General features: G+C 64.3%; 11 protein-coding genes. 3 read left to right on the top strand and 8 right to left on the bottom strand.

Going from position 1 to position 13,510, the window contains the following annotated elements:
• Positions 1–39 precede the first annotated feature (39 nt).
• From AC1D75_RS01935 to dprE1, 3 genes are read right to left on the bottom strand one after another with little or no spacing between them, the layout of a single operon-like run.
• On the bottom strand, positions 40–1,923 hold the full coding sequence (locus AC1D75_RS01935) for a galactan 5-O-arabinofuranosyltransferase (RefSeq protein WP_495513634.1): 1,884 nt from the start codon (positions 1,921–1,923) through the stop codon (positions 40–42).
• A gap of 4 nt (positions 1,924–1,927) precedes the next feature.
• On the bottom strand, positions 1,928–2,689 hold the full coding sequence (dprE2, locus tag AC1D75_RS01930) for a decaprenylphospho-beta-D-erythro-pentofuranosid-2-ulose 2-reductase (RefSeq protein WP_495513633.1): 762 nt from the start codon (positions 2,687–2,689) through the stop codon (positions 1,928–1,930).
• A 34-nt stretch (positions 2,690–2,723) separates the two neighbouring features.
• Positions 2,724–4,145: a decaprenylphosphoryl-beta-D-ribose oxidase gene (gene dprE1, locus AC1D75_RS01925; protein WP_495513632.1), complete on the bottom strand. Its 1,422-nt coding sequence runs from the start codon at positions 4,143–4,145 to the stop codon at positions 2,724–2,726.
• A gap of 75 nt (positions 4,146–4,220) precedes the next feature.
• On the opposite strand from dprE1, the gene AC1D75_RS01920 reads away from it, so the two are divergent.
• Positions 4,221–5,015 (top strand): SDR family oxidoreductase, encoded by a 795-nt coding sequence (locus tag AC1D75_RS01920; RefSeq protein WP_495513631.1) that lies wholly within the window; start codon positions 4,221–4,223, stop codon positions 5,013–5,015.
• 11 nt (positions 5,016–5,026) lie between these two features.
• On the opposite strand, the gene AC1D75_RS01915 is transcribed toward AC1D75_RS01920, so the two are convergent.
• Entirely contained in the window at positions 5,027–6,562 is a 1,536-nt protein-coding gene (locus AC1D75_RS01915) for a phytoene desaturase family protein (RefSeq protein WP_495513630.1), read from the bottom strand.
• A 256-nt stretch (positions 6,563–6,818) separates the two neighbouring features.
• Between AC1D75_RS01915 and AC1D75_RS01910 the strand changes: the two genes are divergently transcribed.
• Complete coding sequence (locus tag AC1D75_RS01910) at positions 6,819–7,256, top strand: DUF4259 domain-containing protein (protein ID WP_495513629.1); 438 nt, start codon at positions 6,819–6,821, stop codon at positions 7,254–7,256.
• Here the strand turns inward: AC1D75_RS01910 and AC1D75_RS01905 are convergent.
• The gene (locus tag AC1D75_RS01905; RefSeq protein WP_495513628.1) at positions 7,234–8,175 is read right to left on the bottom strand and encodes a TIGR03557 family F420-dependent LLM class oxidoreductase; all 942 of its coding nucleotides are present in this window, start codon (positions 8,173–8,175) and stop codon (positions 7,234–7,236) included. The two genes, AC1D75_RS01910 and AC1D75_RS01905, sit on opposite strands and share 23 nt — an antisense overlap.
• Before the next feature lie 191 nt (positions 8,176–8,366).
• Here AC1D75_RS01905 and AC1D75_RS01900 point away from each other — a divergent pair, with 191 nt between their 5' ends.
• Positions 8,367–9,746, top strand: coding sequence for a WS/DGAT/MGAT family O-acyltransferase (locus tag AC1D75_RS01900; RefSeq protein WP_495513627.1), 1,380 nt, complete (start codon positions 8,367–8,369; stop codon positions 9,744–9,746).
• Positions 9,747–9,761: 15 nt separating this feature from the next.
• Here AC1D75_RS01900 and AC1D75_RS01895 read toward each other — a convergent pair whose 3' ends face one another.
• Genes AC1D75_RS01895 through AC1D75_RS01885 form a run of 3 tightly spaced genes read right to left on the bottom strand, consistent with a single transcriptional unit; the run spans position 9,762 to position 13,481 of the window.
• On the bottom strand, positions 9,762–11,039 hold the full coding sequence (locus tag AC1D75_RS01895) for a lysine N(6)-hydroxylase/L-ornithine N(5)-oxygenase family protein (protein WP_495513626.1): 1,278 nt from the start codon (positions 11,037–11,039) through the stop codon (positions 9,762–9,764).
• Positions 11,040–11,044: 5 nt separating this feature from the next.
• Positions 11,045–11,893: a GNAT family N-acetyltransferase gene (locus AC1D75_RS01890; RefSeq protein ID WP_495513625.1), complete on the bottom strand. Its 849-nt coding sequence runs from the start codon at positions 11,891–11,893 to the stop codon at positions 11,045–11,047.
• Positions 11,880–13,481, bottom strand: coding sequence for an MFS transporter (locus AC1D75_RS01885; RefSeq protein WP_495513624.1), 1,602 nt, complete (start codon positions 13,479–13,481; stop codon positions 11,880–11,882). The genes AC1D75_RS01890 and AC1D75_RS01885 overlap by 14 nt, the downstream gene beginning before the upstream one ends.
• Positions 13,482–13,510 lie beyond the last annotated feature (29 nt).

Here is a 13,510-nt window from a genome sequence, read left to right as displayed (position 1 = left end):
GTTCGATTCGCCGTTCAACAACGTCGTGGGTTGGAACAGCTAGTTCCGGACCACCAGGACGAACGGGCCGATGTTGGTGACCGTGAAGCGTGGATCGTCGAAGACGTTGGGGTTGAAGGTCACCGTGTACCGGCGGACGTTCGGGTCGTTGGGGTAGACGTCCTCGGCCAGACGCAGTGCGTAACCCTCGGCGCTGTAGCGGAACAGGAAGACCGTCGGGGGTAGCCAGGGCGACGAATCCAGTTGCCCGATCAGGATGTCGGTGGTCTCCGATTCCGACCACGCGTTGATCGCCGCGGCGCGTTTGTCGAACTCCGCCAACGGGTTTGCGTAATGCGAGGTCAGTCCCTGGAATCCGAAGTAGGGATAGATCGACAGGAATCCGTAGTCGGCGGTCAGGACGATCGTGTCGGCCTGAGGCCTGCCGGTCTGTTCGAGGATGACGTCGTTGATCTCGGGGAAGTAGGCCTGTGCGCCCGGGGGGCGCTGATCAGCGCGTTCGCCGTAGCCGTCGGTGTCCGTATAGGCGACGGTGATCTCGGCGGCCAGATGGTTCGGGATGCTCTGTCCGACGGCGATCGCGGCAAGGGCTGCCATGATGGCGATGGCGGTCCGGACGTCGCCGAAGCGGCGGACGACGTAGCCGGCGAGTTCGGCGAATCCGTAGACCCCGGCGACACCGAGGATCACCGTCAGTACCGGCTCCATGCGGAACGAGAGCAGCGTGGTGCCGGTTGCGGTCAGGGCCATCGAGAGCAGGCAGAACAGGTAGATGGAAAAGACGGTGATGCCGTAGGCCAAAGCGACGGTGCGCGTTCGGAACCGGAGCACGATCCAGATCAGGCCGACCATGGTCAGCGCGCCGATCAGAGACCAGTGCAGCATCGGGGTCGGCAGCACCGCACCCGAACTCGGCAGGTAGTGCTCAGCGGTACCGCCGGAGGCGGGCTTGTTCCGAAGCCTGTCGATCAGGTACGGCGCCCAGACGATCAGCGCGACCAGACCGGCGATGACACCCATGACCACCAGTCGCAACCCGTGATCCCGGATCGCACGCCACCGGGCCGACCGGATGTCGCTGGGTGGAATCGTCTTGTTGGACTGCCCGAACCAGGCCGCCAGCACGAAATAGAGCGCCATCAGGACGGTGGTCATCGCGTAGAGGCCGGTGTAGAGCGTGTAGAAGGTGGCGCTCAGGCCGAGGAACAGTCCGCCGGCCAGGATCGCGGGTCTGCTGCCCGAGCGCAGCCCGTGCAGGATGGTGATCAGCATCGGTGCGCCGACCATCACCAGAACGGCCGCATACGGTTCGGGACTGACGTACATCAGCGTCAGGACCGTGGATGCCAGGGTGACGGCGATGGCCCGGTCGGTACGGATCATGCGCTGCCACAAAGCCATTGCGATCGCTGCCGCAATCGCGATCGAGATGATCGACCACGGTTTGTACGCTTCCCAGGCGGGCTGGCCGGTCAGGTCGGCGTACCGGCCACCGAACCAGAACCAGCCGGCCGGGTAGTACGGCGGCAGATCGGCATACGTCATGTCCGCCAGACGGGGGCTGTTGGTCAGACGCGTGAGGTATTCGGTCCGGAACTGCTGATCGACGGAGATTCCGAACAGGTAGAGCTTGGTGGCACCCAGCGGCATCGCCAGGGTGACCGCCGCAAACGATGAGATACCCACCCACGACAGAGGTTTGATCAGTCGGCCGGCCTTGCCGGTCCGCGACAGCACGACCGCGATCAGCAGGATCACGATGGCCGCCACCTGGCCGGTGGTGGTCAGCGCGGTCGCGACATTCGACGAGTTGAATGCCGGCCAGTCGACCTTGGAGATCACTGTCAGACCGGCGCCCGAGACCACAAGGGCCACGATGGCCGCGCCGATCAGATCCCCTATCGAGGACAGATGGGTCCGCATCGGCTCAGATTGGAAGCTTGCGGAAGATCGGGCGCGGGATGTGCCGGAGGATGATCATCACGAAACGGAACGGCCCCGGTGCCCAGACCAGTTCCTTGCCCTTGTCGGCCGATGTCACGGCCAGCTTGGCCACATCTTCCTTGTTGACCGTCAGCGGCGCTTCTTTCACGTGCGCAGACAGCCGGGTACGGACCATGCCCGGCCGGATGACGAGGACGCGGATGTTGTACTCGCGCAGAGCCTCGCCGAGGCCGAGGTAGAAACCGTCGAGGCCGGCCTTGGTGGAGCCGTAGACAAAGTTGCTGCGACGCACCCGTTCTCCGGCCACCGAGCTCATCGCGATGATCTGACCGTGGCCCTGCTCGCGCATCTTCTGCCCGAGGAGCACACCGACCGAGACCGCCGCGGTGTAGTTGATGGTGGCGGTGAAGACGGCTTTGCGCTGGTCCTGCCACACCTCTTCGTCGACACCCTGGACGCCGAACGCCACGATGGCAACGTCGATGTCGCCGCCTGCGAACGCCTGGTCGATGACGGCGGGGTGGGTGTCGGGCTTGAGCGCGTCGAAGTCGATGCGCTCCACGGACGAGGCACCCGCGGCCTTCATGGTCTCCACGGCCGCCTCACCGGCGGGGTCGCCGGGCATGGTGGCCAGCACCACCCGCATCGGGCCCTTCTTGAGGTACTCGGCGGTGATGGCCAGACCGATCTCGGAGCTTCCGCCGAGAACGAGCACGGACTGGGGGACGCCTACGGCGTTGATCATGAATGTTCCTGTCTGCGTTGAGAGTGTTTGTGGCTCAGGCGAGTTCGAGGCGTCGAGCCATATCGGAGATGAACACTCCGGTCGGATCGATCCGGCGACGGGTGGCGATCCACGAGTCGATCTCGGGGTACATCGCGTGGAAGTTCTGCGCAGACGTCCGCGAATCCTTGGCCGTGTACAGCCGTCCACCCATGGCCATCACCCGACGGTCGAGTTCATTGAGGTACTCGCCGAGCCCGCGCTTGATCGGGAAGTCGAGGCAAACGTTCCAGCCGCGGAACGGGAAACTCAGCGGCGCCCGGTTGCCCTCGCCGAACAGCTTGATCACGTTGAGGAAGCTGACGTGTCCGGATGCCTGGATATCGGCGATGATCGATTTGAATTCATCCTCGTTGCCGGTGGGCACGATGAATTGATATTGCGTGAATCCGCCACCGCGTCCGTAGGCGCGATTCCACTCTCCGAGGACGTCGAGCATGTGATAGAACTGCGGCAAAGTTTTGACCTGACCGGTTTTGTTCGATCCGATCCGGTAATACGCCTCGCCGACGATCGAGAAGTCGAGTTTGTTGGCCAGGCCCTTCGGGAAGACGTCCGGCAAAGTCAGCAGTGGCTTGCTGACGAACTTCAGCGGGTCCTTCTGCAGCTTCGGCGGGAGTTCTTCGAGCTTCGCGAGGTTGCCGCGGCTGAAGGATCCACGGCCCAGCTTCGGTGGCTTGCTGATCGAGTCGAACCAGCCCGATGCGTACTCGTAGCCGTCCTCGAAACCGTCTTCGAGGTGCAGTGCGATCGTCTCGTCGAGGTTTGCCGTGGTGGCGGTGTCGGCGATGAAGTACGCGCTCTCGGTGCGCTTCAGTTGCACCTTGGCCCGCAAGATGATGCCGGTCAGACCGATTCCGGCGACCGTGGCCCAGAAGAGTTCACCATCTGGATCGTCGGAGGTGCCCGACGGTGTGAGCGTCAGGACGCGACCGTCGGCGACGAGCAGCGTGATCTCGACCACGTGCTGCCCGAACGTGCCTGCGCTGTGATGGTTCTTGCCGTGGATGTCGTGGGCGATCGCACCGCCGATGGTGACCTGGCGGGTACCCGGCAGCACCGGAACCCACAGCCCGAACGGCAGGGCGACGGCCATCAGCTCATCGAGCGAGACGCCGGCGTCGAGGTCGACGATCCCGGTGGTGTCGTCGATCGAGTGGATGCGTTTGAGCTGCGTCATGTCGATGGTCAGGCCACCGATGTTCTGCGCGGACTCGTTATAGGAGCGTCCCAGGCCGCGTGCGATCACGCCGCGACGCAGGTAGGACGGCTTGTCGGCATTTGCATCGGCAACCTGTGCGACAGCCTTGGCGATCACCTCGACATCAGGTGTCGCCAGCACGTGACCCTCGATCGGCGTCGTGCGGCTCCAGCCGACGAGCTTGCGGGTTTCAATGGGCAATTCAGCGGTAGACATCGATTCAGAGACTACCTGGGGTGGAACGGTCCGCCGCGACGTCTGTGTGACAACCAACGATGGTAAGAATCAGGTATGACCACACGATGGGTGTTCATCACCGGAGCCGCAGCAGGAATCGGGCGCCACAGCGCGCTGACCTTCGCACGCAGGGGATATTCGGTCGGCGCCTATGACATCGACGACGCCGGACTGGCCACCCTCGCCGCAGAGGTCGCCGGGTTCGGTGGGCAGATCGTCACCGGACATCTCGATGTGACCGACGCCGACGAGTTCGGTGCCCGCCTCGACGAGTTCGCCGAGCACAGCGGCGGTCGACTCGACGTGCTGTTGAACAACGCCGGGATCTTGCTTGCCGGGGCTTTCGAGGACATTCCGTTGGCTGCTCAACACCGGCAGATCGACATCAACGTCAAAGGCGTGACCAACGGCTGTCACCAGGCATTTCGGCATCTGAAGAACACTCCGGGCTCCGTGGTGGTCAACATGGCGTCGGCTTCGGCGATCTACGGCCAGGCTGAACTGGCCACCTACAGCGCCACCAAGTTCTATGTCCGCGGTCTGACCGAGGCACTCGACATCGAGTGGGGCGTCCACGGGATCCGGGTGATCGCGATGTGGCCCCTGTTCGTGCAGACCGCGATGACCGAGAACGTGTCGACGGGCACCACCGACTCGCTGGGGATCCGGCTCGGACCCCAGGATGTCGCCGATGCGATCGTCGCGGCGGTGGAGGAAACCAGGGTCGACAAACTCATCCATCGGGTGCACCACGCGGTGGGTACGCAGACCAAGGTGATGACCCTGGGTTCTCGCTTCTCTCCCGCCTGGCTGACCCGACTGGTCAACAAGCGTCTCGCACATTCGTAGAGCGGGCCCGCTCAGGGTTCGAGGACCGCGGCGGCCGCGTTGTGTCCCGGAATCCCGCTGACCCCACCTCCGCGTCTGGCTCCGGCACCGGCGATGAGGAGGCGGGGATGTTCGGTCTCCACACCCCACGTCCCCACGGCATCGGCGGTCAGCGCCCACGGCCACTGCAGTGGCCGGTGGAAGATGTTGCCGCCGGGCAGGCCAACGGCGGTCTGCAACTCCAGCGGGGTCTTCGCCTCGATACACGGGTCGCCGTTGATGTCGACGGCGATGACGTCGGCGATGGGTTCGTCGAGCACCGAGTCCAGTGCGGCCAGAGTTGCCTGCACCGCTTGGTCTTTGGTGCCCGCAGCGGCGAACAGCTCGGGCGGCATGTGCAGGCCGAACAGGGTGAGCGTGTGCATGCCGTCGAGTGCGGCCCCGAGGATCGTAGGGTCGGACAGTGTGTGGCAGTAGATCTCACAGGGTGGTGTGGTCGGGATGGAACCGGCCGCGGCCTGCCGGTGTGAGCGCGCGAGGGCCTCGAACCCCTCGTGCACGTGAAAGGTCCCGGAGAACGCGACGCCCGGGGCGATGGACTGATCGCGAAGCCTCGGGAGACGTCGCAGCAGCACGTTGATCTTCAATTGCGCGCCCTGCGGCGGCGGCCCACCGACGGTCGGGGTGTCGAGCAACGTATCGAGGACCGCGGGCGCGCAGGCGGCGTGGATGAACTCGGCCGACGCGGCGCCGCCGGGCCAACCGACCCGGCCGTCGACGGTATCGATGGCAGTCACCTCGACACCCGTCCTGATCTGCGCGTCGGCCGCGACCGCCGCTGCCGCCAGCGCGCCGGACACCGCGCCCATGCCGCCGACGGGGACGTCCCAGTCGCCGGTGCCGCCCCCGATCAGGTGATAGAGCAGACAGATGTTCTGCAGCAGTGAGGGGTCGTACAGGTCGGCGAACGTGCCGATCAATCCGTCCGTCGCGACGATCCCGCGCACGATGTCGTCGGTGAAGGTGCTCTCGATGATGCTGCCGAGAGGTGTGCTGGTCAGGTCGTCCCAGAGATCCATGGATTCGAGGTCGGATCCGGCGATCGACGCCATTTCGTCGGCGCTCACCAGCGGTCGCAGCATGGTCGGGAAAACGCCCTCGGCGATGGTGGACATCGCGGAGTAGAACTTCTGCCAGGCCGCGAAGTCCCGGTCCGAACCGGTGGCGGCGCGAAACGACTCCGCGGTGGCCCGGTCGTCGGCGGTGTCGACGAGGATGCCGCGGGTCGGGTCGATGGGCATCGGGGTATATGACGAATAGCGTCGCCTGACGAGTGTGAGGTCGAGGTCGAGGTCGGTGATGATCTGCCGGGGCAGCAGCGACACCAGATACGAGTAGCGAGAGAGTCGGGCGTCCATGCCGGGGAAGGGCCGAGAAGAAACGGTTGCCCCGCCGATGTGATCGGACCGTTCGAGAACCAGCACCTTGCGACCGGCGCGGGCGAGGTAGGCGGCCGCGGTGAGCCCGTTGTGGCCGGCCCCGATCACGATGTCGTCGTACGTCTCCATGCGGTCATGATGCCGCCACCTTCATCCCGCGACCAGGCGTCCTGGTGAGACAGCAATTGTCAGGGTGTCGTCATCCCGTCCTATGGCACCTACATTGCAGCCGAGTCCGAGGAAACCGTGTGCGTTTATCGCCACGAATGTGCCGAATATTGTAGTGCGCCGATGCGTGCTGAAATAGCGGACGAACTGTCACGTCCGGTATTATTTTTACTGTTGGTAATTATTGGAACTTGTTCATCACGTGAGGGGCGTCGAAATGCAGATCTGGGGAACCGGAGCTTTCGACAACGATCCCGCGACCGCGTGGGTGGGCAGGTTCGACCGTGCTGCTGCAGCGGCGCGGCCCATCGTGACGCGCGCGGCGTTGGCGGCGGTATTCGATCGCAACGACGAGTCTGTTGGGTTCGCGGCTCTCGCGGCCGCGACGACTGTGGCCGCAGCGCTACCGGGTAGGCCCTTGCTTGCGGCGGGTGTTGGTCCGAAAACGTTGGCGGACAGTGTGTTCACGGTAACCCCTGAGCTCGCCGATCTCGCTCTGGCAGCACTGAAACAGGTCGGTTCTTCCACCAGTGAGTGGTCTCGGGCATGGATTCGCTCCGGACGTCTCGATGATGCGCTCGCAGTCCTCGACGCGGTGGCCGGCGAGTTGGAAGAACGGTCCGAGCGCGGTCTCAGAGTGCGCGCAGCTTCTTGAGCAAGGGTTCTGCCGCCTCGCTCAAAAAAGCGTCCTGCGTATCTCCGCCGATCTGTACCAGCGCCACATCTGTATAACCCGCCTCCAGAAAAGGTTTGACGCTCTCGGCCAATTCATCGAGGTCGGGTCCACAGGCAATCGATGAGGCGACGTCTTCGGGCCGGACATATTCGGTCGCGCCACTGAAACCTGCGGGGGTGGGTAAATCGGCGTTGACCGACCATCCGCCGGCGAACCAGCGGAATTGGTCGTGGGCCCGGGCAATTGCGGTGTCGCGATCGTGATCCCAGCAGATCGGGATCTGGCCGATCTTCCTGGAGTCGTCGGGGTGGTGTCGGGCCCATGAGCTGACCAGATCGGCCTCGGGCTCCGTGGAGATCAGATGATCGCCGAGCGGTGCGAACTTCTCGATCGATTTGTCGCCCGACACCGCGAGCCCGATGGGGATCCCATCGTCGGGCAGATCCCAGATTCGGGCGGAATCGACACGAAAGTACTTGCCGTCGTGGGTTACCAGCCCGCCCGCGTGTAGCTCGCGGATGATCTCGACCGCCTCGACGAACATGTCCTGACGCTGGTCCACAGCGGGCCAACCCTGGCCGACCGTGTGCTCGTTGAGGTTTTCGCCGGAACCCAGGCCGAGGATGAATCGCCCGTCGGCGAGGAGCTGCATCGTCGCTGCCTTCTGCGCGATGACAGCGGGGTGGTATCTCATCGTCGGTGCGGTCACGTAGGTCGCCAGATCGACGCGTTCGGTGACGTGGGCGACGGCACCCAACACGGTCCAGGCGTAGGGCGCGTGACCCTGTGAGACCAGCCATGGCGAGTAGTGATCGCTGGCGACTTCGAAGTCGAAGCCCGATTTCTCTGCATCCGCGGCGTAGCGCACCAAATCCTTGGGGCCGCTCTGTTCTGTCATCAACGTGTATCCGTAACGCATACCTCGAAGGTTCCCCTTCTGTCCGCAGGCAAAACCTCGGCCACGTGGTACGCCGATCGGATTGCAGGCATGTGCAAACCCTGTGCTGCGCCCGGCGGGCTTGTAACGTGTGCCACATGCACGGGGTCATCGAGTCCTGAAGCACGTCGAACCGAAGGTCAGGAGCGCGTATGCCCTATATGCCCATCACCGAATCCATGTTCCTCCTGGCCGAATCGCGGGAGCATCCGATGCACGTCGGAGGCCTGCAGTTGTTCGAGCCGGTCGATGGCGCCGACGACCTCTCCGAGCAGATGTTCGAGACATTTCAGGCACAGACCGAGGTCCACCGGCTGTTTCGCAAACGTCCGGCTTCGCCCGTGGGTGTGATGGGCACCGTGCGATGGACCCATGACAAAGAAGTCGACCTCGAATATCACGTTCGGCGAACTGTGCTCCCGCGTCCGGGCCGGGTACGTGAACTGTTGCGGTACGTCTCGGCCAATCACGGCGCGCTCCTGGACCGGCATCGTCCGATGTGGGAGCTACACCTCATCGAGGGTCTCGCCGACGGGCGCGTTGCGATGTACACGAAGATCCATCACTCGCTGGTCGACGGGGTCTCCGCCCTGAAGCTGCTCGAGAAGACGCTGTCTCCCGACTGTGATTCCCGGACGGGCCGGGCGTCGTGGGATCCGGAGTTGTTCATTCCCCGGCCCAAAGCGCCGGAGCCGGGCTCGGAGGAGTCCCGGAGTCTGTTCTCCGAGGGGTTCAAGATCGCCGGTGAGCTCGTGGGTTTCCTTCCGGCTTCCGCGCGGGTCGGACTTCGGGCCATGCGAGACGCCAACCTGATGGTGCCGATGCAGGCGCCGCGCACGATGTTCAACGTGCCGATCGGAGGCGCCCGCCGGTTCGCGGGCGAACAGTGGTCGACCACTCGTCTGCTTGCGCTGGCTGCGGGGCTGGAGATCACGCTGAACGATGTGGTGATGGCGATGTGCGCAGGCGCACTGCGCTCGTATCTGATCGATCAGAACGCCCTGCCCGACGACCCGCTGATCGCGATGATGCCGGTGTCGATGCACGCCAAGGGCGACGACTCCTCGGAGGGCAACGCGATCACCGCGATCCTGGCGAACCTCGCGACCGATCAACCCGATCCGGAACGCCGGCTGGCGGCCGTGATCGATTCGACGAGGGCGAGCAAGCAGGTGATCCGGGATCTGAGCCCGCTGCAGGCGATGGGGTACGGCGCCGTCATCGCCGCCCCGCTCGCATTCTCGACGGTGCCGGGGTTTGTTCGGCTGACCCCGCCGCCGTTCAACCTCATCATCTCGAATGTTCCTGGGCCGCCGCATGATCTGTACTGGAACGGCGCCAGGCTCGCCGGTGTCTATCCGGCGTCGATCGCGATGGACGGTCAAGCCCTCAACATCACCGTTGCCACCAACGCTGACATGGTGAACTTCGGGGTGACCGGCGCACGAGCGGAGATCCCGAGCCTGCAGCGGATCCTGACCCACCTCGACACCGCATTGGAAGAGCTCGAGAAGCTCTGCGGTGCCGGCTGAGGGTCGGGCTGCCAGTCAGGACGTCGGAGCGTTCACGATCGATTCGACGATGTCGCCAGAGCGAATGGCGATGTTCGACAGCAGGGTCGAGGTGAAACCGTGTGAATGTTCCACGCCGCCATGGAGATACAGATTGCCCGGGTGATTGCCCTTGCGCTCGACGCGGTAGTCGCGGGTGACCACAGGCAGTCCGGCCTCATCGAAGCAATAGTCGTCGGTGGCATCGCCCAGGAGGTCGGCGAGGCCAACGGACCGGAATCCGGTGGCGTACACGATCGCGTCGGCGGTCACGGTCTCCGAGGCGCCCGTCGGCAGATGGCTGATGGTGGCCTGAACACCGTTGTCGGTTTCCACGGTCGTCCTGGGGTCGAGTCGAGATGCGCCGCGAACGAACAAACGCCTACGGCCGCTGACCTTTTCCTGGTACTCCCGCGCATAGAGGTCGTTGATGACATCCGAATCGACAGCCGAGTAGTTGGTGCCCTTGTGGTAGCTCATCAACTGCTGTCGAACCTGGGGCGGCGCGAAGTGGAAATCGTCGACGGCCGCAGGATCGAACACGCGGTTGGCGAAGGGGCTGTCGTCGGCCGGGGTGTAACCGTACTTCGCGAAGACCGCGTGCACCTCGCAGGCCGGGTAGGTCTCGTGGAGATAGGCGGCCACCTCGGCGGCACTCTGCCCGGCTCCGACCACCACGAATCGTTGATGGGTCAGGGGCGGCAGGTCGCTCAGACGGGCGAGCAGGTTGTGGCTGTGCCACTGGCGCACCGACGGTGTCACAAAATCGGGTAGGACACCGGTGATCCCGCCGCCTGCCACCACATTGCGGGCCGTCACCTCGGCAGTGGTGCCGTCGGCGTCGCGAACCTCGACCACGAAATGATCGCCATCCGCGCGAACGCCGCAGACCGTCGAGCCGAAGGTCACCTGATCGCAGACCTGCTCCGCCGCCCACGCGAGGTAGTCGGCGAACTCCGCCCTGGAGGGGAAGAAGGTCTGATGGTTGACGAAGTCGACCAGTCGACCCCGGCACTTCAGATAGTTGATGAACGTGAACTGGCTCAACGGATTACGTAGTGTGACCAGATCCTTGAGGAATGACACCTGCATCTGTGCGCCGGGGATCATCATGTCCGGATGCCACTGGAACGAGCGCTTGCTCTCGAAGAACCGTGCCCGCAGTGGTGCATCCGGCGCTGTCTCGTTGTGCTCGTTGACGGCAAGAGACAACGCCAGATTGCTCGGGCCGAAGCCGATTCCGACGAGATCGACTATCGCGGAATCGCGCGTCATATGGTTCATTCCTTAGGTCGTGAAGAAGCATCTGCGGACTGGCGGGCCGCCAGGGCCTCGGTCAACCGTTGGAGGTACCGGACGTTGAAATCGGAGTGCGACAGGAAGACCGCGAAGTCGGCCATGTCGAAATCCGGGTCGTACGACGGTGGACCGCAGACGGCAGCGCCGATTCGCAGGTATCCCTGCATCATCGGTGGGATCTTCACTCGACCGGGCGTCGCCGGTATCTCGTCCAGCGACTGCCCGTCGACGCTCACCGGGTTCTTGGGCGTGACCCGGCGTTCGGGCGGGGTGACGCTGCGTTTGTAGGCGAAGTCGCGAACCTTGCGGACCAGGGATCCACGCGGGCCACCGTCTTCCATCTGCACCGAGGCGCAACCGATGGCGTACTCATGTCCGGTCATCTGCTGGTATTTGAAGATCCCGGCCCACAACATGCCCATCACCGCGCCGCTGCGATGCTCGGGTTGCACTGCGGCCCTTCCCAGCTCGACGAGATTGGGTCGGAGCGCCTCGATACCCTCACCGAACTCGAAGATGGTCTCGGTGAACATGCCGCCGGCCGCCTTGGCACCTTCGGGAAGCAGGAGCCGATAACAACCCACCACTTCTCCGGTGCTCTCCGCGCGCGCGACCACGTGGTCGCAGTACGGGTCGAATCGATCGACGTCGATCATCTCGCCGGTGTATTGCCCGCGCACCGCATTCGGTAGCGATGCACCCATCTCGTCCGCGAACGACTGGTACCGCAGACGCTGGGCTGCCTCGATGTCCGCCGGGTTGGTCGTCAGGCTGATCGAGTAGCCGGTCGCAGACGCGGGGGGAATCAGCAACGTGTCAGTGACGGACATGTGGCTCCTCTCGGGGCTGCTCGGCGGCAGCCTGTTGTGATGCGTGGTCGCGGTGGATCAACGCGTAGACGATTGCGGTCAGGACGGTCGCCGCCGTGGCTGCGGCCAGCACGGCCGCTTGCAGACCGGCTGCCGAGGATTCACGGGCGATGCGGGCGAGTTCGGGTAGTGCGAGAGCGAACTGGTCCGGGATGAAGTCGAGGATCGCCAGACCCGCACCCGATCCCAGAGCATCGGTCAGTGCAAGAGTCTGTTCGGCAGAGACATCGACCGGTGTTCCGGCGATCGTCAACGAGTCGAGTTCCTCGCGGGCGTGCGAGGCGGCGTACTGCGTGAACAACGCGCCCATTCCGGCGATGCCGATCACGGTGCCGATCTGGCGGGCGGTGCTGACCACACCCGTCGCCATCCCGGATTCTGATTCGGGGACAAACGACAGCGCTGCGTCCGAGGCGATGGCGCTCATCATTCCCACGCCGAGGCCGGCGATGATCGAACCGGGAATGAAGTGTGTCCATCCGGTATCACCGGAGATGCCGATCATCGTCCACAGCCCGGCGGCGATCATTGCCGTCGACAGGGGCACCACGTGGCGCATCGCAAGCCAGCGCGTGACCACCATTCCGATCGGTGCGCCCACAATGCAGGCGATCGTGAGGGGGAGTGCGCGCACACCGGATTCAAAGGGAGTGAACCCCAACGTGTTCATCAGATACAGGGCCAGATAATTCGTGCCGGCGATGACTGTGCCGGAGGTGGTGAAGGCGGCAAGTGAGACGCCGGCGAAACCTGGCCTGCGCACCACGGCCAGATTCATGAGCGGATCGGTGGTCTTTGCTTCCCAGAGCACAAACGCGATGGCGAAGACCGCTGCGATGGAGAACAGTCCGAGGATCAGCGGCGACGTCCACCCCTGAACATTTCCTTCGATGATCGCGTACACACCGGCGCACAGGGCGACGCTCAGTGTCGCCGTGCCGATGAAGTCGATTGCGCGGGTGACGTCGCCGCGCGATTCCTGGACTTTCCAAGCGGTGACGGCCAGCGCAACGATCCCGAGTGGGATGTTGATCATGAAGATCGCCGGCCATCCGAACGCGTCGACCAGCGCGCCGCCCAACAATGGGCCTGCCGCGCTGCCCGCACCCATGACGGCCCCGTAGATCGCGATCGCGAACGAACGCCCCCGGCCGGCCGGGTAGGCCGCGGCTATCAGCGGCAGCGAGACACCCAGCATCATCGCGCCACCGAAACCCTGGACCACGCGAACGAGGTTCAGGGTGTTGATGCTCTCCGACAACGCACAACCCAGCGACGCCAGGACGAAGATCGTCAGGCCGATCTGGAAGATCCGCTTGCGTCCCAGCCGATCTCCGAGCGTCGCCGCGGTCAGGAGGAATGCGGCCATCGGAAGTGCGTATCCGTCGACGACCCACTGCAGTCCACTCAGGTCTGCGGAGAGGTCGGATTGGATGTCAGCGAGTGCGGCCGACACGATCGTCATGTCGAGCAGGAGCATGAACACGCCGATGCAGACCACGGTCAGCGTGGTGCGGGCGTGAACGACTCGATCGTTCAGCGAAAACAAGGGCGCCTTTCGACGCGCGCGTGATAAAC

It is taken from the genome of Williamsia sp. Y712 (assembly GCF_059445525.1).
The sequence above is the reverse complement of the archived record's forward strand: the minus strand, read 5'-3'. Positions and strand labels throughout refer to the sequence as shown.

Excerpts from the sequence above, each read along its gene's own strand:
- dprE1 (WP_495513632.1), bottom strand. The coding sequence starts at position 4,145 with ATGTCTACCGCTGAATTGCCCATTGAAACCCGCAAGCTCGTCGGCTGG.
- AC1D75_RS01910 (WP_495513629.1), top strand. The coding sequence starts at position 6,819 with ATGCAGATCTGGGGAACCGGAGCTTTCGACAACGATCCCGCGACCGCG.
- AC1D75_RS01900 (WP_495513627.1), top strand. The coding sequence starts at position 8,367 with ATGCCCTATATGCCCATCACCGAATCCATGTTCCTCCTGGCCGAATCG.
- AC1D75_RS01905 (WP_495513628.1), bottom strand. The coding sequence starts at position 8,175 with ATGACAGAACAGAGCGGCCCCAAGGATTTGGTGCGCTACGCCGCGGAT.
- AC1D75_RS01915 (WP_495513630.1), bottom strand. The coding sequence starts at position 6,562 with ATGGAGACGTACGACGACATCGTGATCGGGGCCGGCCACAACGGGCTC.
- AC1D75_RS01890 (WP_495513625.1), bottom strand. The coding sequence starts at position 11,893 with ATGTCCGTCACTGACACGTTGCTGATTCCCCCCGCGTCTGCGACCGGC.
- dprE2 (WP_495513633.1), bottom strand. The coding sequence starts at position 2,689 with ATGATCAACGCCGTAGGCGTCCCCCAGTCCGTGCTCGTTCTCGGCGGA.
- AC1D75_RS01920 (WP_495513631.1), top strand. The coding sequence starts at position 4,221 with ATGACCACACGATGGGTGTTCATCACCGGAGCCGCAGCAGGAATCGGG.
- AC1D75_RS01935 (WP_495513634.1), bottom strand. The coding sequence starts at position 1,923 with ATGCGGACCCATCTGTCCTCGATAGGGGATCTGATCGGCGCGGCCATC.
- AC1D75_RS01895 (WP_495513626.1), bottom strand. The coding sequence starts at position 11,039 with ATGACGCGCGATTCCGCGATAGTCGATCTCGTCGGAATCGGCTTCGGC.